General features: G+C 70.1%; 11 protein-coding genes. 3 read left to right on the top strand and 8 right to left on the bottom strand.

The window, feature by feature from the left end; genetic code table 11:
• From QZ749_RS02410 to QZ749_RS02395, 4 genes are all read right to left on the bottom strand, one after another.
• Complete coding sequence (locus QZ749_RS02410; RefSeq protein ID WP_296942886.1) at nucleotides 1-621, bottom strand: DUF4159 domain-containing protein; 621 nt, start codon at nucleotides 619-621, stop codon at nucleotides 1-3.
• Between the two features lie 10 nt (nucleotides 622-631).
• A complete protein-coding gene (locus QZ749_RS02405) occupies nucleotides 632-2,269 on the bottom strand; it encodes a TldD/PmbA family protein (protein WP_296942884.1) in 1,638 nt (545 codons plus the stop codon).
• An 84-nt stretch (nucleotides 2,270-2,353) separates the two neighbouring features.
• Nucleotides 2,354-3,691: a TldD/PmbA family protein gene (locus QZ749_RS02400; RefSeq protein WP_296942882.1), complete on the bottom strand. Its 1,338-nt coding sequence runs from the start codon at nucleotides 3,689-3,691 to the stop codon at nucleotides 2,354-2,356.
• Between the two features lie 18 nt (nucleotides 3,692-3,709).
• Nucleotides 3,710-5,347 carry a TldD/PmbA family protein gene (locus QZ749_RS02395; protein ID WP_296942880.1) on the bottom strand — a complete coding sequence of 546 codons (1,638 nt, stop codon included), beginning with the start codon at nucleotides 5,345-5,347 and terminating at the stop codon, nucleotides 3,710-3,712.
• 414 nt (nucleotides 5,348-5,761) lie between these two features.
• Between QZ749_RS02395 and QZ749_RS02390 the strand changes: the two genes are divergently transcribed.
• A complete protein-coding gene (locus QZ749_RS02390; RefSeq protein WP_296942878.1) occupies nucleotides 5,762-6,673 on the top strand; it encodes a hypothetical protein in 912 nt (303 codons plus the stop codon).
• Nucleotides 6,674-6,795: 122 nt separating this feature from the next.
• Here QZ749_RS02390 and QZ749_RS02385 read toward each other — a convergent pair whose 3' ends face one another.
• The 4 genes from QZ749_RS02385 to QZ749_RS02370 form a co-directional block, all read right to left on the bottom strand.
• Nucleotides 6,796-8,445 (bottom strand): serine hydrolase, encoded by a 1,650-nt coding sequence (locus QZ749_RS02385; protein WP_296942876.1) that lies wholly within the window; start codon nucleotides 8,443-8,445, stop codon nucleotides 6,796-6,798.
• 91 nt (nucleotides 8,446-8,536) lie between these two features.
• Entirely contained in the window at nucleotides 8,537-10,192 is a 1,656-nt protein-coding gene (locus QZ749_RS02380) for a CehA/McbA family metallohydrolase (protein ID WP_296942875.1), read from the bottom strand.
• Between the two features lie 191 nt (nucleotides 10,193-10,383).
• Complete coding sequence (locus QZ749_RS02375; RefSeq protein ID WP_296942873.1) at nucleotides 10,384-19,098, bottom strand: GH36-type glycosyl hydrolase domain-containing protein; 8,715 nt, start codon at nucleotides 19,096-19,098, stop codon at nucleotides 10,384-10,386.
• 308 nt (nucleotides 19,099-19,406) lie between these two features.
• The gene (locus QZ749_RS02370; protein ID WP_296942871.1) at nucleotides 19,407-21,443 is read right to left on the bottom strand and encodes an aminotransferase class V-fold PLP-dependent enzyme; all 2,037 of its coding nucleotides are present in this window, start codon (nucleotides 21,441-21,443) and stop codon (nucleotides 19,407-19,409) included.
• 151 nt (nucleotides 21,444-21,594) lie between these two features.
• Here QZ749_RS02370 and QZ749_RS02365 point away from each other — a divergent pair, with 151 nt between their 5' ends.
• Nucleotides 21,595-22,080, top strand: a complete 486-nt coding sequence (locus tag QZ749_RS02365) for an Lrp/AsnC family transcriptional regulator (protein ID WP_296942869.1) — start codon at nucleotides 21,595-21,597, stop codon at nucleotides 22,078-22,080.
• A 66-nt stretch (nucleotides 22,081-22,146) separates the two neighbouring features.
• Entirely contained in the window at nucleotides 22,147-23,277 is a 1,131-nt protein-coding gene (locus QZ749_RS02360) for a branched-chain amino acid ABC transporter substrate-binding protein (RefSeq protein WP_296942867.1), read from the top strand.
• The last annotated feature ends 77 nt before the right edge of the window (nucleotides 23,278-23,354 follow it).

Genomic DNA, 23,354 nt, shown 5'->3' with positions numbered 1-23,354 from the left:
CTATGCTCCCAATGCGTATTGAATGATGTTGACCGCGAAGCGGGTGTTGTCGACCGCCAGCCAGCGCTTGTTGCGGAAGTCGTAGTCCCACTCGCAGCCGTAGTCCTTGTTCGAGTACAGCACGCCGATGCGGCCGTTCACCTCGATGGCGCGCAGGTACTCGTGCACCAGGTCGTCGCCCCAGCCGTTCAGCTCCACCGCCGTGTTGGGCGGCCCGTCGAAATGGAAGAAGCTCGAATACAGGCGGTGGTCGTTGGGGATCTTCTTCAATGCACGCGCGCCGAAGATGCGCGCCATCTCGGCCTCGAAGGACTTGGCGAACAGGCCGTCGATGTCGTGGTTGCAGTCGTCCACGAAGACGAAGCCGCCGCCCTTCACGTAGCGCTCGAAGTTCCTGCGCTCGGCCGGCGTGAACTGCACCAGCTTGTGCCCGGCCAGGTAGCAGAACGGCGCTTCCAGCATCTTCGGGTCGGACAGGGCGATCACGCGCTCGGCCGGGTCCACGCGCAGCGTGGTGTACTCGACCAGGGAATTGAGCACGTTGCTGGGCATGCGCTGGTCCACGTCCCAGTCGCCCGACTCGTAGGTCAGGCGCGTGAAATAGAAATCGTAGACGGCCATGCCCTGCCCCTCACCCGATCTTGCGTCCGGTATTGATCACGTTGATGCCGTCAAAGCGCGTGGTCGCCGACCCGTGCGAGACGGCGCTGACCTGGCTCGGCTGGCCCTTGCCGTCGAAGAAGGAGCCGCTCATGCGCCAGTCGCGCTCGTCGCAGATCGCGGTGCAGGCGTTCCAGAAGTCCTGCGTGTTCGACTGGTAGGCCACGTCTTCCAGCATCTGGCCGATCCTGCCGTCCTTGATCTCGTAGTACAGCTGGCCGCCGAACTGGAAGTTGTAGCGCTGCTGGTCGATCGAATACGATCCGCGCCCCAGCACGTAGATGCCGCGCTTGACGTCCTTGACCATCTCGTCGGGCGTGAGCTTCTTGCTGCCGGCGACCAGCGAGACGTTGGGCATGCGCTGGAACTGCACGTTGCTCCAGCTGTCCGCGTACGAGCAGCCGTGCGACGCCTTCTCGCCGATGATGTGGGCCTGGTCGCGCGTGGCCTGGTAGTTGACCAGGATGCCGTCGCGGACGATGTCCCAGCGCCTGGCCGGCACGCCCTCGTCGTCGTACCCGACGGCGCCCAGCGAGCCGGGGGTGGTCTTCTCGCCGACGAAGTTGACGATCTTCGAACCGAAGTTGAAGCGCTTCGACTCCCACTTGTCCAGCGTGCAGAAGCTGGTGCCGGCGTAGTTGGCCTCGTAGCCCAGCACGCGATCCAGCTCGGTCGGGTGGCCGACCGACTCGTGGATGGTGAGGAACAGGTTTTCCGGCGCGATCACGAGGTCGTACTTGCCCGGATCGACGCTCTTCGCGGTCAGCTTCTCGCGCGCCTGGCGGCCGGCGCTCCTGGCTTCCTCGACGATGTCGTAGCCGCCGTCGTACAGCGTGGCGACGCCGCCGGCGGCGCGGATCCTGTGCTCGGGCCTGGCGTCGAAGTACTCGTAGCCCATGCCCACCGGCGGCGCCAGGCCGGCGCGCGAGCGGAACTTGCCGGTCGCCTTGTCGACGGCGGTGGCGGTCAGGGGCGCCCACAGGCGATGGATGTCCTGGTCGATGTAGGAGCCGTCGGTGGACGCGAAGTACTTCTGCTGGTTCACCTGGAACAGGTTCGCCGTCATGAAACTGGCGCCGGCATCCAGGCCCGCCTTGTTGGCGGCGATCAGCATCTCGGCCTTGTCCTTGATGGGCACCGTGCGCCAGTCGCGCTTGAACGGCGTGGCCCACGCGACTTCGCCCACGCCCTGCACGGGCGCCAGCTGCACCGGCTCGGCCTGCAGCTTCGCATTGGCCCTGGCGATGGCCACGGCCTGGCGCGCCGCGCTGGCGACGGCGTCCGGGTGCAGCGAATTGGTGGCGGCGAAGCCGTAGGCGCCGGATGCGATCACGCGCACGCCGACGCCGGTCGATTCGGTATTGGTCACGCTCTCGACGTTCAGGTCGCGCGTGGTGACGTACTGGTTCAGGTAGCGGCCGATGCGCACGTCGCAGTACGAGGCGCCGGCCTTTTTCGCGGCGTCCATGGCGGCGTCGGCCAGCGCCTTCTTGACGCTCGCGGCGAGCGGATCGAGCAGCTGTTCGGCGGCGATGACGCTGCCGTGGATGGGGACCAGCATGGCGCCGGCGGTGCCGGCGCCGATCTTGAGGAAGGTACGGCGTTCCATGGATGCTCCGTTGGGATGCGATGGTGGGCACAGGGTGCCCACCCTACGGCGTCGCGGTGTACGTGCGCACCGCCCGCATGCGTATCAGACCGCGTCGGACAGCGACGTGAAGTTGAAGTCGCGTACCTTCATCGGCGGGATCGACATCTGGTACGGCACCTCGTCGCCGCCGATGATCACCGGCTTGCCGATCTCCTCGATGTTGTTCAGCATGGTCACCGGGCTCTCGTTGAAGCGGAAGTTCTTGATCGGGTACTTGATCTTGCCGTTCTCGATGTAGAAGGTGCCGTCGCGCGTCAGGCCCGTCAGCAGCACCGATTGCGGATCGACCATGCGGATGTACCAGGTGCGCGTGACCAGGATGCCCTTCTTGGTGCTGGCGATCAGGTCGAGCGTCGACTTGTCGGTGCCGGCCATGATGATGTTGCCCGGCCGCGCCGTCGGCGCCACGCCCTTCTTCTGGGCCCAGTAGCGCGAGTACTGCAGCGCATTGACCTTGCCGTCCTTGATCAGCTCCATGCGCTGGCGCGCGACCAGGCTGCCGCCGTCCCAGGGCAGCACCGGCACGTCCGGGTTCCACGGGTCGGCCCAGATGTTGACCTTCTCGTCGAACAGCTTGTCGCCCAGGCGCGAGGCGCCGCCCTTCTTCGACAAGAAGCTGCGGCCCTCGTCGGTGCGGCGCGCGTCGAAGCCGGACAGCATGGCGCCCAGCAGCTCGGAGGTGGCGGCCGGCTCCAGGATCACGGTGTAGCGGCCCGGCTCCAGCGCTTTCGCATCGACCGAGCGCAGCGCCTTTTCGATCGCCACGTCGGCGGCCTCGCGCGGGTCGAAGCGGGCGGCCTCGGTGGCCGAGCGCTTGACCCAGCCGGAACCGCGGCCGTCCTCGGTGCGCACGGTGCAGGTGAAGTCCAGGCCGGTGGCGTCCTGGTGGCCCCACACGCCTTTCGAGTTGGCGACGGCGGAAAAGGCGGTGCTGTCGTTGAAGAAGCCGGCCGCGACCAGCTTGTTCTTGCGGCAGGCCTCGATCGCATAGGCGGCGGCCTGGGCGCGGAATTCCGGATCGATGGCGGCGGTCTTCGCATCGAAGGTCTTCGAGGCCTTGTAGGCCTGCTTGTCGACGGTCGGCATGAACTCCGGGTTTTCCGGCGCCAGGCGCGCCAGGTCCTCGGCGCGGCGCACGACCTTTTCCAGCGACTTGTCGTCGAATTCGTTGATGCTGGCGGTGCCCTGGCGCTTGCCGAAGGCGACCTGCACGGTCACGTTGGTGTCGTCGGCCAGGCCGGCGGTCGACACGGCGTTGCGGGCGAAGCGGATATTGCCCTCGCGGCTGCCGCCGACGGTGACGACGCACTCGTCGGCCTTGGAGTAGGACAGCACGCGGTCGCAGATGCGCTTGGTTTGTTCCTGGTTCAGGATGGTCATGGTGTGTGTGCTCCTGCCTTAGCCGATCTTGCGGGCGGTGTTGATGACGTTGATGCCGTTGAAGCGCGCGGTCGGGGAACCGTGCGAGACGATGCTGATCTGCGGCGGCTGGCCCTTGCCGTCGAAGAAGGACCCGCCCATGCGCCAGTCGCGCTCGTCGCACAGCGCCGTGCAGGCGTTCCAGAAGTCCTGGGTGTTCGACTGGTAGGCCACGTCTTCCAGCATCTCGCCGATCTTGCCGTCCTTGATCTCGTAGAACAGCTGGCCGCCGAACTGGAAGTTGTAGCGCTGCTGGTCGATCGAGAACGAGCCGTCGCCGACGATGTAGATGCCCTTCTTGACGCCCTTGACCATCTCGTCCGGCGTCATCTTCCTGGTGCCCGCCTGCAGCGAGACGTTGGGCATGCGCTGGAACTGCACGTTGCTCCAGCTGTCCGCGTACGAGCAGCCCTGCGATTCCTTCTCGCCGATGATGTGGGCCTGGTCGCGCGTGGCCTGGTAGCTCACCAGCACGCCGTCCTTGATGATGTCCCAGCGCTTGCACTTGACGCCTTCGTCGTCGTAGCCCACCGCGCCCAGCGAACCCGGGGTGGTCTTGTCGGCCACGATGTTCACCAGCGGCGAACCGTACTTGAAGTTCTTCGATTCCCACTTGTCCAGCGTGGCGAAGCTGGTGCCGGCGTAGTTGGCCTCGTAGCCCAGCACGCGATCGAGCTCGGTCGGGTGGCCGACCGACTCGTGGATGGTCAGCCACAGGTGCTCGGGCGAGAGCACCAGGTCGTACTTGCCCGGCACGACCGACTTGGCGGTCAGCTTGCGCTTGGCGTCGCGGCCGGCCGCGCGCGCGTCCTCGACGATGTCGTAGGAGTTCGTGTACAGCGTGGCGACGCCGCCCGCGGCCTTGATCTTGTCCGCGGGACGGCCGTCCAGGTATTCGTAGCCCATGCCGACCGGGGTCGACAGGCCGCTGCGCGAGCGGAACTTGCCGCTCGCCTTGTCGACGGCGGTGGCCGAGACCGGCGCCCACAGGCGCTGGACGTCCTGGTCGATGTAGGAGCCGTCGGTGGACGCGAAATACTTCTGCTGGTTCACCTGGAACAGCATCGACTGCATGAAGTTGGCGCCGCCGTCCATGCCGGCCTTGTTGGCGGCGATCAGCAGCTCGGCCTTTTCCTTGATGGGCACCGTGCGCCAGTCCTTCTTGACCGGCGTCGCCCACGAGACTTCGCCCACGCCCTTCACCGGCGCCAGCTGCACCGGCTCGCCCTGCAGCCGGGCATTGGCCTTGGCGATCGCCACCGCCTGGCGCGCGGCGTTGGCCACGCCGTCGCTGCTCATGTCGTTGGTGGCGGCGAAGCCGTAGGCGCCGGAAGCGATCACGCGCACGCCCACGCCGGCCGATTCGGTATTCGTCACGTTCTCGACGTTCAGGTCGCGCGTGACGATGTACTGGTTCAGATAGCGCCCGATCCGCACGTCGCAGTACGACGCGCCGGCCTGGGTGGCGGCGTTCATCGCCGTGTCGGCCAGGGCCTTCTTGGCGGCGACCGCCATCGGGTTGAGCAGTTCTTCGGCGGCGATCGCGCGGCCGAACACGGGGACCAGCATCGACCCGAAAGCCAGGCCGCTGATGTTGAGGAAGGTACGGCGTTCCATTAAGTCTCCTGAATCACGCTACATCTCGGACAACGGCCGGGAAGACGGCCGCTCGTTCTTGTTTTACTGCGGTGCGTCATGAACATGCGACGGAATCGCATGGGAAAACTGTTAAACCATAGCAGCAAGTTGACGTTTTGAATAGGCAATCTTTATGCCACCGACGTAGGCGTGCGAAGCATGGACATGCTTCGGGCGCCGGACTGTCCGCAAGCGTGTCCGCCAGGCGTCCGGCCTGTGTCCGCGCGCGTTTTCGCGGACACATCGCGTATGCATGTCCCGCGCGCGCCACCGTCCGCCCCGGTGCGTCACGACCGCGCCATGCACCACGGTGACAATTCGTGCATTTTTTCGGGGAGGGCAACGTGTATATTTCGGAACACAAAAATTAACATTTCACGTTCAAGGGTTGTCATGAAGACCGTTCGCACCGCCGCTGCCGTGGCGCTGGCCTGTTTCCTCGGCACCGGCACGGGCGCCGCCGGCGCCGCCACCGAACCCGCCCTGCCGGCACCGGGCCAGCTGGCGGCGCTGGTCTTCCCCGGCTGGAGCGATAGCGCCGGCGGCCGCGTGCACACCGTGCAGGTGCCGCCCGGCGGCGGTGGCGCCAACGGCGCGGGCGGCTGGGCCAGCGGCGCGGCGCGCGTCGTGGTCGCGCCGAAGCTGGTGCTGCGCGGCGACGGCGAGCGCCTGACCCTGATCGCCGGCCTGGTGCCGGCGGCCGACGACGGCCGTCCCGCCGCTACGCCCCAGACGCCGATGGCGCTGGCGGCCTACCAGTTCGAGCGCGCCAGGGGCGGCTGGCGCGTCAGCAGCCGCCAGGGCATCTTCGCCTGGCGCGGCTTCGCCGGCACGGCGACGCTGCACGCGGTCGCGCTGTCGGAACGGCGCCAGGGCCTGGGCGTGGAATACGGCGGTTGCTGGCAGGGCTATTGCGGCACCTGGCTGGCGCTGTACGAAGTGGACAAGGGCGGCATCCGGCGCGAGCCGGCGGTGGAACTGGCGCTGTCCGGCACCAACATGGCGGGCGCCGGCGATTGCGCGCATCGCCTGCAGCCGCTGGTGCGGTCGCGCGACGCGGAACCGGGCGCGCGCGCCGAGGCGGTGGGCGGCGCCGAACACGATTGCTACGCGATCGACAGCACCTGGACGATCGAGCCGGGCGGCGCGCACCCGGGCGACCTGAGCATCCACTACCAGGGCGCGATCAGCCGCTCGGAAACGCGGCTGTCGCCGCCGGTCGCGATCGACCAGCGCCAGGTGCTGCGCTACGGCAGCGGCAAGTACCGGGCCATTTCCGGCTTCAACCCGGTGCCGCCGATCTGAGCGCCGGCGCCGGCACGTCGCCCCGGCGCAGGCCGGGGTCCAATCTTGCATGCGCTGCGGTTGCGCCACGAAATTGGGTCCCGGCCTGCGCCGGGACGACGGCCTGCGACGTGCCGGACGTTTTACTTCTTCTTCACCGGCGTGAAGTTCAGGTCCTGGAAGTCGTAGCTGAAGTCGGTCTCGGTGGAGATCGGCTGCATCTTCATGCGCTCGATGCTGCCGTCCGGATTCAGCGCGAAGGTCACGTAGGCGTCGGCGTTGAAGTTGCGCTCCTTCCAGCGCACGATGAAGGTGTCGTGCTGGAAGTGCACCATCTCCCCGGTCAGGTCGGGCGTGCGCGAGAAGCTGAACACCTGCTTGCCCCCCACGTGCCGGATCGTCGCGATGCCGTACCACGGATCCTGGTAGTCGCCGTCGTAGGCGCTGCGCGCCAGCGAGGGCTGCGATGCCGCCGCCTTGGCGCCGTCGGCCTTGGCCAGGCGCGCCTGCTCCTTCGCATGCATCTCGTCGTCGACAGCCTTGACGGCGCCGATCCAGTCGGGCTGCGCGCCCGGGTTGAGCAGCCGGTCGACCAGCTGGTACTGCAGGGCGTTGAGCGAGCCGCCGCTTTCGGCGTTGGTCAGGATGGCGACGCCCAGCTTCGCTTCCGGCACCAGCACCACCTTCGAATAGAAGCCCTGCAGCGCGCCGCTGTGCAGGGCCAGCAGCTTGCCCTGCCAGTCGCGCAGCTGGAAGCCGAGGCCGTAGGCCGCGAAGTTCGCGCGCGTGCCGGCCAGCTTCGGGTTCGGCTCCGAGATGCGCATCGGCGTCTGCGCCGTCCACATCTCGCGCGCCTGCTTCGCGCTGTACAGGCGCCGCTCCTTGCCGTCCGCGCCCTTGCCCAGGCTGCCCTGCGCCAGCAGCACGTTCATCCAGCGCGCGATGTCCTCGGCGTTCGTGTTGATGCCGACCGCGCCCACCGCGTTCGGCACCGGCATCGCCTTCACCGCCGCGATCCTGCCGTCGATCTTGCTGTGGGCATTGGCGACGTCCGGGTTGCCGGCATTGTCCGCCAGGCTGGTGGTCGTGGTCGTCATGCCGGCCGGGACCAGGATGCGCTCGCGGATCGTCTCGCCCCAGGTCTTGCCGGACTTCGCCGCGATGATCTTGCCGGCCACGATGTACAACAGGTTGTCGTAGGCATAGCTGCTGCGAAAGCTCGTGCTCGGCGCGATGAAGCGCAGCTTGTGGATGATCTCGTCGGTCGAGAAATTCGTGGTCGGCCACCACAGCAGGTCGCCGGCGCCCAGGCCCAGGCCGCTGCGGTGGACCAGCAGGTCGCGCACCGTCATCTCGTGGGTGACGTAGGCGTCGTACATCTGGAAGTCCGGCAGGTGCTTGGTGACCGGGTCGTCCCAGGCCAGCTTGCCCTCGTCGACCAGCATCGCCAGCGCGGCGGCGGTGAAGGCCTTGGAGTTCGACGCCACCTCGAACAGCGTCCTGGCGTCGACCTTGTCCGGCGCGCCCAGCTTGCGCACGCCGTAGCCGCGCGTCGCCAGCACCTTGCCGTCCTTGACGATGGCGATCGCGATGCCGGGCACGTCGAACAGCTTCATGGTCCGTTCGACGTCCTGGTCGAGCCAGGCGCCGATGGCGGCGGTGTCGGCGGCGGGCAAGGCGGGCGCGGTGGCGGATGGCGCAAGCGGCGCCGCCGGCGCGGGGGCGGTCTGCGCCAGGGCGGCGCCGGAAAAGGCGAGCAGCAGGGCTGCGGCGATACGGTTCAGGGATTGCACTCTCGGTTTCCTCGGTATGGGTCGTCAGGGCGGCACGGCGGGCCGTGGGCGCGAGCAGGATAGCATTTTCGTCCTCCCCGGTCTAAGCGGCCTACGGCAGCTGGTCGACCCACACCGGCGCCGACCACAGGATGCGGCCGTCGTCCTGGGTCACCTTCGCATAATAGAAATGCGGGCCGGGCGCCGGCACGACCTCGACGTCGGCGCGGTCGGACAGGCGCCCCACTGCGCCGTTGCGGCCCGGGACGCCCTCCATGAGTGCCACCGACGCCGCCTGCCGTCCGGCGCCGCCGGCGAAATGCACGCGCAGGCGCAAGGGGCCGCTGTTCTCGAAGCGCTCGCCCATCAGGCGGTCGTTGGCGCGCAGCACCAGTTGCGCGTCCTTGTCCATCGTGGCGAACACCCGGCGCGCGCGCAGCGCCTCGACGAAGCTGGCGCGCGTGAGCGGCACGCCGTTCGGCACCAGCACCGCCGTGCGGTTGGCCGCGGACGCGCCCCAGTTGGCGCAGTGGTTGTCCTGGTTGCTGCTGAACGCCACGTGGTAGCCCGCTTCCAGCAGCGTGTTGCAGGCCGCCTCGAAGCTGCTGCGGCGCGTCTCGCCTTCGTCCTCGCGGGTCGAGAAGGCCGAGCTGTTGAGCACCTCGCACAGGACCATCGCCGCGTCGCCGTCCGCCGTGTAGGCCAGCGGCCTGCCGTCCACCGCGAACTGGCCGGCCACGGCCGGATGGTTGAACTGGCCGATCCAGCCGCGCGCCCGCATCAGCGCGTACAGCGCGCGGTAGTCGCCGCGCGCGGTCTCGGTGTCGGCCAGCAGCGCGCCGTGCGCCGTCCTTTCCCAGCCCAGCAGCTCGTCGGCGTTGAAGATGTTCAGGTGGCCGCCGTTGTTGATCACGCCCCATTCGAGGCCGTACAGCGCCAGGAAGTCCGGATGGGTGGCGCTGAAGACGCGCGCGCTGTCCAGGCCCGTGCGGTACAGCGACCTGGCGGCGGCCGGGTCGGCATCCGGGTTCGTGCCTTCCGAGCCGTCGTACATGTGGTTGTGTTCCGAGACCATCAGCATGTCCAGCCCGTGCCCGCGCGCGTACGGCCAGGCGGCGTCGGGGCCGTACGGGGCGCTCTGCGGCGCCTGGGCGCCCTTGCAATCGTCGACCGGCGCGCCGCCGTCGCTGTGGCTGGTCTGGCTGTGCAGGTTGCCGTAGTAGACCGTGTACGGCAGGCCGTCCGGCGCCGGCGCGGCCGCCAGCGGCGCGCGGCGCGTCGGCAGCGGGGCGAATGCCGGCATGCGCGGCGCGGCGAGGCGCCCGACGGCGATGTCCCAGGACTGCGCGAGCGCCTCGCCGCCGACCTGCGCGCGCAGGCGCACGCGGTAGATGCCGGGCGCCGGCCGGGCGCCACCCAGCAGGCCCCGCCAGCGCACCGCCACCTCGACCGGCTCGCCCGCGAGCGCCGCGCTGCCCCGCCACTGCAGGACGCGGCGCCCGGACGGCGCCAGCAGCTCGAGGCGCCAGGCGACGGCGGCCGGCCGTTCCAGGCCGGGGTAGTCGAAGGACAGGGTGAACGTGCGCGCCTCCGGCTGGCCGCGGCCGTCGCCGCGGTACGGGGCAGCCAGCGTGGCATCGAACTCGCGGTGTTCGTGCCGGACCGCCGCCAGCGGGGCGGATGCCGATTGCGCGGCAATCGCCACGCCAGGGTGGAACAAGCCGGCCGCGGCCAGCACCAGGAAGGGGGGAATGTGCAGGGTTTTCATGATGCAATTTTTGCAATTGCATCGATTGCCACATTGATTCGTGGCTCATACCCCGATTAACTAATTGTTATTCGATTGATAAATATAAAAATAGTATCGAACGCTACCCCGGCGCAGGCCGGGGTTCCGATCGTGCAGGCGCGTCGGCTGCCAGCACATCGGGTCCCGGCCTGCGCCGGGACGACGCGGCGCTATCCATCTCCCAGTTCGCCGTCCCCGACCCGCCGCGCGTTCGCGGCGCCGGCCGGCCCCACGCTCAGCGTCACCGCATGCGGCAGGCCGTCGTCGACCAGCGCGATCGCGCCCTCTTCCTGCACGACGCCGTCCACCGTCAGCACGGTCGCGTCGCCGCGCCGCACGTCGATGGTGTAGGGCGTCGCGCCGAAGCGGTAGTGCAGGCGGAAACCGTCCCACTCCGGCGGCAGCTGCGGCGCCAGCGCCAGGCGGTCGGCGCTGCGCTCGACGCCCAGCAGCGATTCGAGGATCAGGCGGTACATCCAGCCCGCCGAACCGGTGTACCAGCTCCAGCCGCCGCGGCCCACATGCGGCGCCACCGCGTACACGTCGGCGGTCATCACGTAGGGCTCGGCCTTGTACACGGCGCAGGCCTGCGCGCTGGCGGAATGGTTGGCCGGATTGATCATCCGCGCCAGCTCCCAGGCGCGCGCGGTGTCGCCCAGGCGCGCGAAGGCCATCGCGGTCCAGATCGCCGCATGCGTGTACTGGCCGCCGTTCTCGCGCACGCCCGGCGCATAGCCGCGGATGTAGCCGGGATTGAGCTTGCCCTTGTCGAACGGCGGATCGAGCAGCTGGATCAGGCCCGCGTCGCGCCGCACCAGGTGGGCGTCGACTTCGAGCATCGCGGCGTGCGCGCGCTGCGGGTCGGCCGCGCCGGACAGCACGCTCCAGCTCTGCGAGATCGAGTCGATGCGGCACTCGTCGTTCTGCTGCGAGCCGAGCGGCGTGCCGTCGTCGAAGTAGGCGCGGCGATACCACTTGCCGTCCCAGGCGTTCTCCTCGATGTTGTGCGACAGCACCTGGGCCGCGCTGCGGCAGGTGGTGGCGAAGCCGTAGTCGGCGCGGCGCTCGGCCAGTTCGGCGAAGCGCTGCAATACCTCGACCAGGAAGAAGCCCAGCCAGACGCTCTCGCCGCGGCCCTCGTTGCCGACCCGGTCCATGCCGTCGTTCCAGTCGCAGGTGCCGATCAGCGGCAGGCCGTGCTGGCCGAACGCCAGCGCGCGCCGGATCGCGCGCACGCAGTGCTCGTAGATGCTGGCCTGCTCGCGCGACTGGGCCGGCAGGTCGTACCAGGACTCCTCTTCCTGCTTGAGCGGACGGCCCTCGATGAAGGGCGCGACCTCGTCCAGCAGCGTCGCGTCGCCGGTCACGGTGACGTAGCGGTGCACGGCCAGCGGCAGCCACAGGTAGTCGTCCGAGCAATGCGTGCGCACGCCGCGCCCGGTGGGCGGATGCCACCAGTGCTGGACGTCGCCCTCGACGAACTGGTGGCCGGCGAACAGCAGGATGTGGTCGCGCAGCAGTTCCGGCCGCGCGTGCACGGTCGCCATCGCGTCCTGCAGCTGGTCGCGGAAGCCGTAGGCGCCGCCCGACTGGTAGAAGCCGCTGCGCGCCCACATGCGGCAGGCGATGGTCTGGTACATCAGCCAGCCGTTGGCCAGTGCGTCGAGCGACGGTTCCGGCGTCTCGATGCGCACCGCGCCGAGCGTCTCTTCCCAGTACTCGCGCACCTTGGCCAGGTCGGCCGCGGCGACGGCGCCGCCGCTGTGGCGCTGGACCATGCCGGAAGCGTCCAGGTTGCGCCGGCCGCCCACGCCCAGCATGAACACCAGTTCGTGTTCCTCGCCCGGCTGCAGGTCGACGATGGCCTGCAGCGCGGCGCACGGGTCGAGCGCCGCGCCGGTGCGGCCCGACAGGCCGGCGCGCTCGAGCGCCGCCGGATTGGCCAGGCTGCGGTTGCGGCCGATGAATTCGGCGCGGTCGCAGGTGTACGACACGTGCTCGGCGTCCAGGTGGAAGAACGCCACGCGGCCCGAGAAGTCAGTGTTGTAGGCATTGCGCGCGAACAGCGCGCCGCTGACCGGATCCTGCTCGGTCACCACGTGCATCGCCGACTTGCCGCGCAGGTCGCCCAGCACCCACTCGACGTAGCCGGTGACGGACAGGCGGCGCGCGACCGGTCCCTCGTTGCGCAGCTTGATGACCACGTACTTCAGCGGCGCATCCAGCGCCACGTAGGTCAGCAGCTCGCTGCGGATGCCGTGCGCGCTGTGCTCGAAGGCGCTGTAGCCGAAGCCGTGGCGCGCCAGGTAGTGGGCGCCGGACGGCGCCGGCAACGCCGTGGGCGACCAGAACACGCCGGTGTGCTCGTCGCGCAGGTAGAAGGCTTCGCCGCCGCGGTCCAGCACGGGATCGTTTTCCCACGGCGTCAGGCGGAATTCATGGGCGTTCTGGTTCCAGCTGTAGGCCTGGCCGCTTTCCGAGACCACGCTGCCGAACATCGGGCTGGCCAGCACGTTGACCCACGGCGCCGGCGTGTGCAGGCCCGGACCGGTGCGCACCAGGTATTCGCGGCCGTCGCGGCTGAAGCCGCCGATGCCGTTGTCCAGCACCAGTTCGGGCAGCGCCAGCGCGGCCGGCAGCGGCGCCGCCGCCGCCGGGACGGGCGCCGCCAGCACCGGCGGCAGGGCCGGCAGGCCGGGCCGCGGCAGGCCGGCGCGGCGCAGCTGGTCGGCCAGGCTGCCGCGCTCGTCGGACAGCACCACGCGCGCGACCGACTGCATCAGCACCCGGTCCTCGTTCGAGATCTGGTCGAGCAGGCGCACGAACACGCCGCCCGGACGGTCGATCGACTGGGCATCGCTGCCGGAAGCGATCAGGCTCATGATCTGGTCGTGCAGCGCCTGGCGGTAGCCGCTGGCGTCCTCGCACCAGATCACCAGGTCGACCACCAGCCCCTTCAGGCGCCAGTAGGCGTGCGCCTGCACCAGCTGGCGCGCCAGGTCGACGTTGGACGAGTCGCGCACCTGCAGCAGCACGATCGGGAAGTCGCCCGAGATCGCGTACGCCCACAGGCCGGACTGGCCGCGCCCGTTGCGCGCGATGACGGCCGGATCGGCGCGCAGGCCGGCGTGCGGGTAGATCACGCTGCCGGCCAGGCGGCCGTACAGCTGGGCATCGGTCTCGCTGGCGTTGAGCTGGCGCAGCACCACCTGGCTGTGGGTCCAGGCCAGTTCGAACACGCGGTCGGCCAGGTGGCGGTCCTGGTACTTGTCGACCAGGTGCAGCGCCTGCTCGCGGGTCTCGGCCGCGCCCAGCACGACGTCGAACACGACCTCCTCGTCCGGCTCGAGCACGAAGGTGCGGCGGATCGCCGCCACCGGGTCGAGCACCGAACCGTGCTGGCCTTCCAGCGGCGCGCGGTTGTCCGGCGCCAGCACCTGCGGCAGCGCGATGCGACCGCCGCGGCCGAGAAACTGGGAACGGCTGGTCTCGAATTCCGGCGCCGCCAGGGGGCTGTCTCCATTCGCGCGGTAAGCCGTCATCAGGTTCAGCAGGTAGGGCGACTGCTCGTCCTTGGTACGCGGGCGGCGCGTGGCCAGGATCGCGCCGCGGTCCTGCAGGATCTCGGTCTGCACGAACAGTTTCGAGAACGCCGGATGCGACGCGTCGGCGGCCGCCGCCGCCATCACCACTTCGGTATAGCTGGTCACCTCGATCGTGCGGCGCACCGGCGACTTGTTGGCGATGCGCGTGCGGCGCAGCTCGATGTCGTCCTCGGGCGACACCACGATCTCGGTATGCAGCTCGATGCCGTGGTCGCGCCGGCGGAATTCGGCGCGCCCCTCGGAGAAGCTGACCTCGTAGTGTTCCGGGCGGTCCAGCGTGGGCTGCCAGGCGGTCGACCACAGGCGGCCGTCGTCCAGGTCGCGCACGTAGCAGAACTGGCCCCAGTCGTCGACGGTCGCGTCCTCGCGCCAGCGCGTGACGGACAGGTCCTTCCAGCGGCTGTAGCCGGAACCGCTGCCGGTCACCATCACGTGGTAGCGGCCGTTGGACAGCAGCTGGACTTCGGGCGGGGCGCCATCCGGCTGCACGACGATGCGCGTCGGCATGGTCGCTTCCGGCGCCGGCGTGCGCATGGCCTCGGCCTCGGCGCTGGCCGACTCGAAGGCGCCCGACTTGGGCACGCGCTCCTGCAGCAGCAGCAGCGTGGCCTGGAATTGCGGGTCGCCCTCGAAGCGACGCTGCATCGGGCGGTCGTGCAACAGGTAGGACAGGGCCAGGAAGCCCATGCCCTGGTGGTGCACCATGAACGAGCGCACGATCGCATGGTCCTGGCCGCGCGGCAGGCGCGACGCGGTGTAGTCGACCGCCTCGTAGAAGCCGTAGTTGCCCGTGAAGCCGAGCTTTGCCATGCGTTCCAGGTTCTCGCAGGCCAGTTCCGGCTCGACCATCAGGCCCATCATCGACGCATAGGGCGCGATCACCAGGTCCCCGCCCAGGCCGCGCTTCAGGCCCGTGCCCGGCACGCCGAAGGCGCGGTACTGGTAGTTCATGGCCGCGTCGACGGTGTTGTAGCCGGACTCCGAGATGCCCCACGGGATATTGCGGCGGCGCGCGTAGTCGATCTGGGCATGGATGATGCCGTGGTAGGTCTGGTCGAGCAGCGTGTCGCGGTAGGTCGGCATCACCAGCAGCGGCATCAGGTACTCGAACATCGAGCCGCTCCACGACAGCAGCAGTTGCTGGCCGCCGACGAGGCACAGCTGGCGCCCCAGCGCGAACCAGTGCTCCTGCGGGAACTGGCCCTGGGCGATGGCGACGAAGGAACCCAGGCGCGCTTCCGAGGCCAGCAGGTCGTAGCTGTTGCCGTCCAGGCGGCGCTCGCTGACGTTGTAGCCGATCGCCATCAGGTCGATGTCGGCGTTGTACAGGAAGCCGAAGTCCATCACGCCGAACTCGCGCGCCTGGCGCGCCAGCAGCGCGATCTCGTCCAGCCGCGCACGCGCGTTGGCGCGGCCTTCCGCCACCAGCCGCGCCAGCTGCTGCTGGCGCGCGCGCTCGTCGTCGTCCAGGTCCTCGCCCGGCGCGCGCATGTCGAACGCGGCCAGCTCGCGCAGCGTCGGGATCCGCGTCAGCGTCGAATCGATGACGAACTGGTGCACCGCGCGCATCCACGGCGCCATCGCCAGCAGGTCCGCATGGGCCGCCGCGGCCTGCGCGGCCAGCTTGCCGGTCCAGGCGCGCAGCACCGGATCGATCTCGGGCGCCAGCGCGGCGTGCAGCTCGGCCGTGGCGCGCGCCAGGCCGCCCAGGCACTCGGCCAGGCCCGGCAGGGTGTCGGCATTGCGGCACTGCTCCGGCGTCAGGCGGTCCCACAGCGCCGCCAGGGCCGCGCGCACGTCCGGCACGCCCGGCGCGTCGGCCATGCCGGCGGCGTGCTCCTCGGCGACGCGCAGCGCATCGCGGATGCCGTCCAGCACGCGCCGCGACGCGACCGGCCGGTCGGCCAGTTGCTCGAGGCCGGCGGCCAGGGTCAGCAGGTGGCCAGCCAGGTTGCCGCTGTCGACGGCCGACACGTACATGGGCAGCAGCGGCGCCAGCGTCTGGGTGTCGTACCAGTTGTAGAAGTGGCCGCGGTGGCGCTCCATGCGCCCCATCGTGCCGAGCGTGGCGCGGGTGCGCTGCAGCAGTTCGCCGCCGGCCACGTAGCCGAAGTCCCAGGCCGTGAAGTTGGCCAGCAGCGCCAGGCCGATGTTCGTCGGCGAGGTGCGGTGCGCGATCACCGGCGACGGATGCTCCTGCATGTTGTCGGGCGGGAGCCAGTTCTCTTCGGCGACCACGTGGTCCTCGAAGAAGGCCCAGGTGCGGCGCGCCACCGTGTGCAGGAACGTGCGCTGCTCGTCGCGCAGCTGGTGCGCGGGGCGCTCGAGCGGCAGGCTGACCCACCAGGCCAGCACGGGCGACAGGAACCACAGCAGCAGCAGCGGCGCGGCGGCGAACAGCGCGGGCGGGTTCACGAAGGTCAGCAGCATGGCGCTGCCGACGGCGAAGGCCGGGGCGAACCACATGTTGCGCCAGTTGCTCTCCATGTCGGTGCTCGAACGCGACAGGCTCGAGGCGCGCCACTCCAGCAGGCGCCGGCGCGACACCAGCATGCGCCAGGCGGTGCGCGCGATGGCGTCCAGGGTGTACCAGGCCTCGTGCGGCAGGAAGGCCATGTTCAGCACGGCGTGGCCCAGCCCGATGCGCGCGCCCTGCGCCCAGTTCAGCAGGTGCTGGCGCAGCGGGATGTCGTGCGCCTTGTCGGCCAGGCCGATCAGCGCGCCCAGGAAGAACGGCAGGAAGAACACCGACAGGATCGCCGCGCTCCAGAACGCCGGCGCCGGCAGCAGCGCCCAGCAGGCCAGCAGCAGCACGGTCAGGGCCGGCGCCACCAGGCTGCGGCGCAGGTTGTCGAACAGCTTCCAGCGCGCCAGCGGCGCCAGCGGATTGGGGCCGCGCTTGCCGCCCGGGAGCGGCACCTTGTTGCGCAGCCAGCCGGCCAGCTGCCAGTCGCCGCGGATCCAGCGGTGGCGCCGGCTGACGTCGTCGCTGTAGCGCGGCGGATAGGCTTCCACCACCTGGGCGTCGCTGAGCAGGCCGGAACGGATGTAGCAGCCTTCCAGCAGGTCGTGCGACAGCACGCGGTTGTCCGGCAGGCGGTCGCCGAGCACGCGCTCGAAGGCGTCGAGGTCGTAGATGCCCTTGCCGGTGAACGAGCCTTCGCCGAACAGGTCCTGGTAGACGTCGGACACGGTGCGCGTGTACGGGTCGATGCCCGGCTCGCCGCTGCACAGGCGCTCGTAGCGCGAGGCGTTTTCCAGCGGCAGCGAGGTCGTCACGCGCGGCTGCAGCAGGCCGTAGCCGTCGACGACGTGGCTGCCGTCGGCGCTGAGCACCGGGTGGTTGAGCGGATGCGCCATCGTCGCCACGAACTGGCGCGCGGCGTCGCGCGGCAGCTGGGTGTCGGCGTCCAGCGTGATCACGTAGCGGGTTTCCACCAGCGCGTCGGTGTCGCCCTCGACGACGGCGAAGCGCTCGCGCGCGCCGCCGCGCAGGAAGGCATTCAGGTCTTCCAGCTTGCCGCGCTTGCGTTCGCGGCCGATCCAGGCCTGCTCGCTCTCGTTCCAGGTGCGCGGACGGTGCAGCAGCAGGAACGGCATGCCGGCGGCGCTGCCGTACTTCTCGTTGAGGGCGGCAATGGCGGCGCGCGCCTGCTCGACCAGCTCGGCATCGCCGTACATCTCCTGCTGCGGCGCGTCGGCCAGGTCGGTCAGCAGGCAGAAACGCAGGTTCGGGTCGCGGTTGGCCAGGTAGCGCACTTCCAGCGCCTCGCACAGCGCCGCCACGTTGGCGCGGCTGTACAGCAGCGACGGCACGACGACGACCGTGCGCGCGTCGCCCGGGATGCCCGCGCTGAAATCCATGCGCGGCAGCGGCGCCGGCAGCACCAGGCGCGTGGCCAGCAGGTTGACCAGGGCCAGCGCCAGCTGGCTCGCGCCGACCGCGCCCAGCACGGCGATGACGACCAGCAGCCAGTGCGCGCCCCCGGCCTGCGCCGCATGCACGACGATGGCGCCGGTGAACAGCGCGGTGAAGGCGCCGATCGCGCCCAGGTAGGACAGCAGCGGGCGCGCGCGGCCCGTGCGGCGCAGCGCGGCGCCGAAGCCCGGCCGCATGTTCAGGCGCTGCTCCAGCTGCGGCAGGCCCTTGCCGGTCAGCCAGTAGCCGACGTGGCGCAGGCGCGGGTCGGCCTTGCCGCCCTGCTCCGCCGCGGCGAGGCCGTCGGCGGCCAGCGCCACGGCTTCGGCCGCGACCTCGATCTCGGCGCGGCCGCTGGCGCGCGCCAGGCGCTCGACGACGTGGCGGTAATGGTCGCGCGTGGTGAAATCCATCCTGCCGTAGACGCCGGCCGGATCGCCGCGCAGCGCGTGCTCGACGGTGCTCATCGTCTCGACGAATTCGCGCCAGTCGGTGACGTCCAGCAGGCGCAGGCTGCCGATGCTGTTGGCGACCGAGACCTGGTCGGCGGCCTGCTGGCCGATGTCGGCCTGCACCGCCTGCTCGATCGTGCGGCCCTCGTCGGCCAGGCGCGTGGCGATCCATTGCAGCGCCTGGGTCAGCGGCCCGTTGCGGCCCTGCAGGCGCCGGGTCAGCTCGGCGACGAAGCCGGAGCCCATCGGTTCGACCTCGCGCGCCATGTCGGCCACCAGCAGGATCAGGTCGCCGGGACGCTCGTCGGCCTTTTCCGCCATGCGGTCGGCCCAGCGGTTGGCCTGTTCGCGCTGGGCGCGGTTGTCGCTCTGGCGCGCGGCGATGCGGCGCAGGTTCTCGATCAGCGCCAGGCGCAGCATGATCGGGATCGCCCACAGTTCGCCCAGCGCCAGCGGGGCGCCTTCCTGGTAGGCGGCGACGAAGCGCGCCAGGCTTTCCGGCTCCAGGTGGCCGTCGCCGTGGGCGATCACCTCCAGCGCGAGCTGGTAGACGCGCGGGACGCCGCCGGCATCGGGATCGGCCAGGCGCGGCAACTCGCGGCTGTAGTCCTTGGGCAGGTGATGCTGCGCGATGCGCACCTGCTCCTCGACCAGGTAGTAGTTATCGAGCAGCCATTCGGCGGCCGGCGCCAGGCGCACGCCGGCATTCGCCGCGCGGGTCAGGCCGGTGCAGGCGGCGGCGATGACGGCGGCGTTGTCGGCCAGGCGGTCGAGCAGGCCGGCGCTGCCCGGCGAGGCGGCGATCTGGTGGCGCGCCGCGAGGCGGCGTCCGTGCACCGCCATCTGGGCGGCGGAAAACACTTCCGCGCGCAGCGGCGCATCGTCGTTGGCGAGCGTCGGCGCGGACATGGCAGGCTGCCCCGCGCCTGGCGCGGCGGGCTGGAGATCTTTTTCTTGTTTCAACAGGAACCTCGGTGATGGCGTGCGCGCGGATGCAGCCAGTCGGCGGGAAGGGAACGAGGCAGGGGCGCACGGCAATTGCCATGCTAGAAGATTGCGGATGGGATGACTGTGCGCTAGCGAACGTAGGGGTTCGTCATACCGGGTGGGCACGTTTCATTTGCGGCCCCAGCCTCACATGCCCACCCGACGTGTGCTGGCCAATACGTGTATCGATGCCGCAGGATGGGCGCCCCGTGCCCACCAGGACCGGCGGCTCAGCGATCGCCGGCCAGCGCCAGCCCGCCGACCACCGTCAGCGCGCGCGGGTGTCCCATCCGGTGCAGGCACAGCGCCGCCCGCGCGCTGCGGTTGCCGCTGCGGCAGACGAAGACCAGCGGGCGCGGGTCGGCCAGCAGGCCGGCGGCATGCTCCGCCAGGCGCGACATCGGGATGCGCCGCACCAGGCCGGGCGCGCGGCCCGGCAGCGCCGCCGTGCAGACCGCGGTTTCCTCCACCTCGCGCACGTCGACCAGCACGGCCTCCTCGCCGCTATCCAGGAACGGCGCCAGCGCTTCCGGCCGCAGCTGGCCCGGCGCGCCTGCCACGGCGCCGGAGGCCGCGCCGAACGGCACGCCGCCGGCGTCCTGGGCGCGGCACAGCAGCGTGCCGGGATGGACATTGTCTCCCGCCGCGCCGTCCACGCCGACGAAGGCCAGGCGCACCGCGGCGGCGCGCAGCACGCCGCCGGCCGCGCTGCCCAGCAGGCAGGCCGTGCCGGCGCGCGCCAGCACGTCGGCGCCGATGGCCAGCGCCGGCACGCGGCTGCCGTCTTCCAGTACGACCTCGGCCCCGCCCTGCGGCCAGCCGAAAACGCCGGGCTCCCTCGCTTCCAGTCCCAGCGCCGCGCGCAACAGGCCGCGCGCCCGCGCGCCGTCGGCGCCGTCGTCCGTGCCCAGCACGGCGACGACGTCCAGCGCGCGCGCGCGCAGCAGCGCGGCCGTGCGCGTCGCCAGCGCCGCCGGCGGGTCGATCACGACGGCCTGGCGCGCCGCGCCGTCGAACACGATCCAGCCGTGGCGTCCCTCGTGGCTGAGCTGCAGCACGCCGGCGGCGGGACCCGGCGCCTCCAGCGCGGTCGCGCGCAGCGCCTCGCCGCAGCGGCGGATGCGCGCGCAGGCGGCGTCGATGAAGGCGTCGTCGGCCAGCGGCCCGAACGACAGGCGCACGGCGCCGCTGCTGCGCCATGCCGGCAGGCCCATGGCGGCCAGCACGTAGCTGGGCGCGGCCTTGGCCGCCGAGCACGCGGAGCCCGCGCTGACGCGCATGCCGGCCGCATCGAACAGGTCCAGCAGGTCCTTGCTGGCCATGTCCGGCACGGCGAAGTTCAGCGTGGTCGGCAGCGCGTGCGCGAACGGCGCGTTGAACACGATGCCGGGGAAGGCGTCGCGCAGGGCGGCGGCCAGGCGCTCGCGCATGGCGGCCAGCTCGTCATGGGTGCGGAAGGTGTGCCCGCCCTCCAGCGCGGCGAGCACGGCGCCCAGCGCCGCGATGCCGGCCATGTTCTCCGTGCCGGAGCGCAGGCCGGCTTCCTGGCCGCCGCCGATCATCAGCGGCGTGTAGGGCGCGCCCTCGCGGACGTACAGCATGCCGATGCCCTTCGGCGCATACAGCTTGTGCCCGGAGAACGGCGCGTAGTCGATGCGCGTGCCGGCCAGGCCGAGCGCCAGCTTGCCGAGCGCCTGCACGCAGTCGACCATCCAGTACGCCCGCGGCGCGGCGTCTTGCAGCACGGCGGCGATGCCGTCCAGGTCGGAGATCGCGCCGCTCTCGTTGTTGGCGGCCATAGTGCAGACCATGGCCGCGCGCGGCGCCAGCGCGCGCAGCACGTCCAGGCGGTGGCGGCCGTCGGCGTCGACCGGCAGCGCCTGCAGCACCAGGCCGGTGCCGAGCAGGGTGTTCCAGTGCGCCAGGCTTTCCGACACGGCCTTGTGCTCGGTGGCGCCGTACAGCAGCAGGTCGCCGGTGGCCTCCCCCGCCGCGCGCCGCGCGCGCACCGCGCACAGCGCCGACAGCACGGCGGTCTGGATGCCTTCGGTCGCGCCGCTGGTGAACAGCACGCGGCCCGCGCCGGCGCCGAGCACGCGGCGCGCCAGCGCCCGGGTGTCGTCCAGGATCCGCTTCGCGCGCAGGCCGGTCGCGTGGCTGCTGCTCGGATTGCCGAACCGCGCCTCCATGGTCTCCACCGCGGCGGCGAGCGCGGCGGGCAGCACGGGAGAAGTGGCATTTGCATCGAGGTAGAGTTCTGGAGTCATGAAAATAATTGCTAAAAGTCCAAAAAAATTGCGCCATGCGCTTCATTGTTGAGTAATATGTTACGTACTCATGCCGAATTGGACGTACTAAAGAATACTAATTCTTCTTCGGCAGAAGAATAAATATTCTCCAAACATCAGGACGGAAATAATGAACTCACTCGACAAATACGATTGTGCGATTCTTGCCGCCCTGCAAGCGGACGCGACCCTGTCGATTTCCGGATTGAGCGAAAAAGTGGGCCTGTCCAGCACCCCCTGCTGGAAGCGCGTCAAGCGCCTGGAAGAAGAGGGGTATATCGAAAGCCGGGTCAGTATCGTCAACCGCCACAAGGTCGGCCTGCCGGTCACGGTGTTCGTCAGCGTGCGCACCAACGAGCACGACGAAAAGTGGCTGGAGCGCTTCGCCGCCGCCGTGGTCGCGCTGCCGGAAGTGCTGGAGTTCCACCGCATGAGCGGCGACGTCGACTACCTGCTGAAGGTCGTCACCACCGACATCGACGGCTACGACCGCTTCTACAAGAAGCTCATCAAGACCGCGCAGCTGTCCGGCGTGTCGTCGGCGTTCTCGATGGAGCAGATCAAGAGCACGACCGCGCTGCCGCTGGAACTGATCTCGCACGGCCTGGCGGCCTGACCTTCCGTTGCGTGGCCTGATCGTGCGATGATGGCGGCCGTTCGGAACACAACGGAGACACGAGCAATGCCATCGACATTCAACATCGCGCTGGCCGCCGGCCTGCTGGCCCTGGCCGCCGGCGCGCAGGCCCAGGAACAGGTGGTGCGCATCGGCGTGAGTGGCCCCCTGTCGGGCGCCAACGCCTTTGCCGGCAAGGACAACGAGAACGGCGTGCGCCTGGCCGTCGAGGAACTCAACGCGCAGAAGATCAAGGCCGGCGGCAAGGTGCTGCGCTTCGAACTGCTGTCCGAGGACGACCAGGGCGACCCGAAGGCCGGCGTGAACGTCGCCCAGAAATTCGCCGATGCCGGCGTCCGGTTCGTGCTCGGCCCGTACAACTCGGGCGTGGCGATTCCCGCCTCGCGCGTCTACAACGACGCCGGCATCCTGATGTCGACCGTCGGCACCAGCCCCAAGATCACCCAGGCGCGCTACCCCAACGTGTTTCGCATCGTCGCCAGCGACACGCAGGTCGGCGCCTCGATGGCGTCCTACGCCGCAAAAGAACTCAAGATCCGCACGGTCGGCGTGATCGACGACCGCACCGCCTTCGGCCAGGGCATCGCCGACGAATTCGCGCGCCAGGCGCGCGCCTCGGGCCTGACCGTGGCCGGCCGCCAGTTCACCACCGACAAGGCCAGCGACTTCGCGGCGATCCTGACCGCGTTCCGCGCCCAGAAGGTCGACGCCATCTTCTACGGCGGCTACGCGCCGCAGGGCGCCCCGATGGCGCGCCAGATGAAGCAGCTCGGCATGGCGAACGTGCGCCTGCTCGGCGGCGACACGCTGTGCAGCCCGGAGATGGCCAAGCTGGGCGGCGACGCCGTCGGCGAGAACGTCATGTGCGCCCAGGCCGGCGCCATGCTCGACAAGCAGGCCGGCGGCCCCGCCTTCAAGGCGCGCTACAAGCAGCGCTTCCAGCGCGACCCGGACGTCTACGCCCCGGCCTTCTACGACCAGACCATGTTCATCGCCCAGGCCATCAAGGGCGCGGGCGCGGTGGACGCGGCCGCCGTCGGCAAGGCGCTGCACACGACCAGCTACCAGGGCGTGGCCGGCACCTACGGCTACGATGCGGGCGGCAACCTGAAGAAGACGGCCGTCACGGTCTACACCTTCAAGGGCGGCCAGCTGGCGCCGCTGGCGAGCTATTGAACACCGCCCGGTAAAGACCGGGCCCGGGGCGGCGCGGGCATCGCTGGCGCCCCCTTCTCTTTTCCCCGACGAGACCA

The sequence above is a fragment of the uncultured Massilia sp. genome (genome assembly GCF_913773735.1).
Lineage (GTDB): Bacteria > Pseudomonadota > Gammaproteobacteria > Burkholderiales > Burkholderiaceae_D > Telluria.
Note: the sequence above shows the minus strand (reverse complement) of the source record. Positions and strands in the feature narration are given on the sequence as shown.

What these genes read in the sequence shown, in the direction of transcription:
- QZ749_RS02410 (WP_296942886.1), bottom strand. Translation starts at nt 621, where the DNA reads ATGGCCGTCTACGATTTCTATTTCACGCGCCTGACCTACGAGTCGGGC.
- QZ749_RS02405 (WP_296942884.1), bottom strand. Translation starts at nt 2,269, where the DNA reads ATGGAACGCCGTACCTTCCTCAAGATCGGCGCCGGCACCGCCGGCGCC.
- QZ749_RS02400 (WP_296942882.1), bottom strand. Translation starts at nt 3,691, where the DNA reads ATGACCATCCTGAACCAGGAACAAACCAAGCGCATCTGCGACCGCGTG.
- QZ749_RS02395 (WP_296942880.1), bottom strand. Translation starts at nt 5,347, where the DNA reads ATGGAACGCCGTACCTTCCTCAACATCAGCGGCCTGGCTTTCGGGTCG.
- QZ749_RS02390 (WP_296942878.1), top strand. Translation starts at nt 5,762, where the DNA reads ATGAAGACCGTTCGCACCGCCGCTGCCGTGGCGCTGGCCTGTTTCCTC.
- QZ749_RS02380 (WP_296942875.1), bottom strand. Translation starts at nt 10,192, where the DNA reads ATGAAAACCCTGCACATTCCCCCCTTCCTGGTGCTGGCCGCGGCCGGC.
- QZ749_RS02375 (WP_296942873.1), bottom strand. Translation starts at nt 19,098, where the DNA reads ATGTCCGCGCCGACGCTCGCCAACGACGATGCGCCGCTGCGCGCGGAA.
- QZ749_RS02370 (WP_296942871.1), bottom strand. Translation starts at nt 21,443, where the DNA reads ATGACTCCAGAACTCTACCTCGATGCAAATGCCACTTCTCCCGTGCTG.
- QZ749_RS02365 (WP_296942869.1), top strand. Translation starts at nt 21,595, where the DNA reads ATGAACTCACTCGACAAATACGATTGTGCGATTCTTGCCGCCCTGCAA.
- QZ749_RS02360 (WP_296942867.1), top strand. Translation starts at nt 22,147, where the DNA reads ATGCCATCGACATTCAACATCGCGCTGGCCGCCGGCCTGCTGGCCCTG.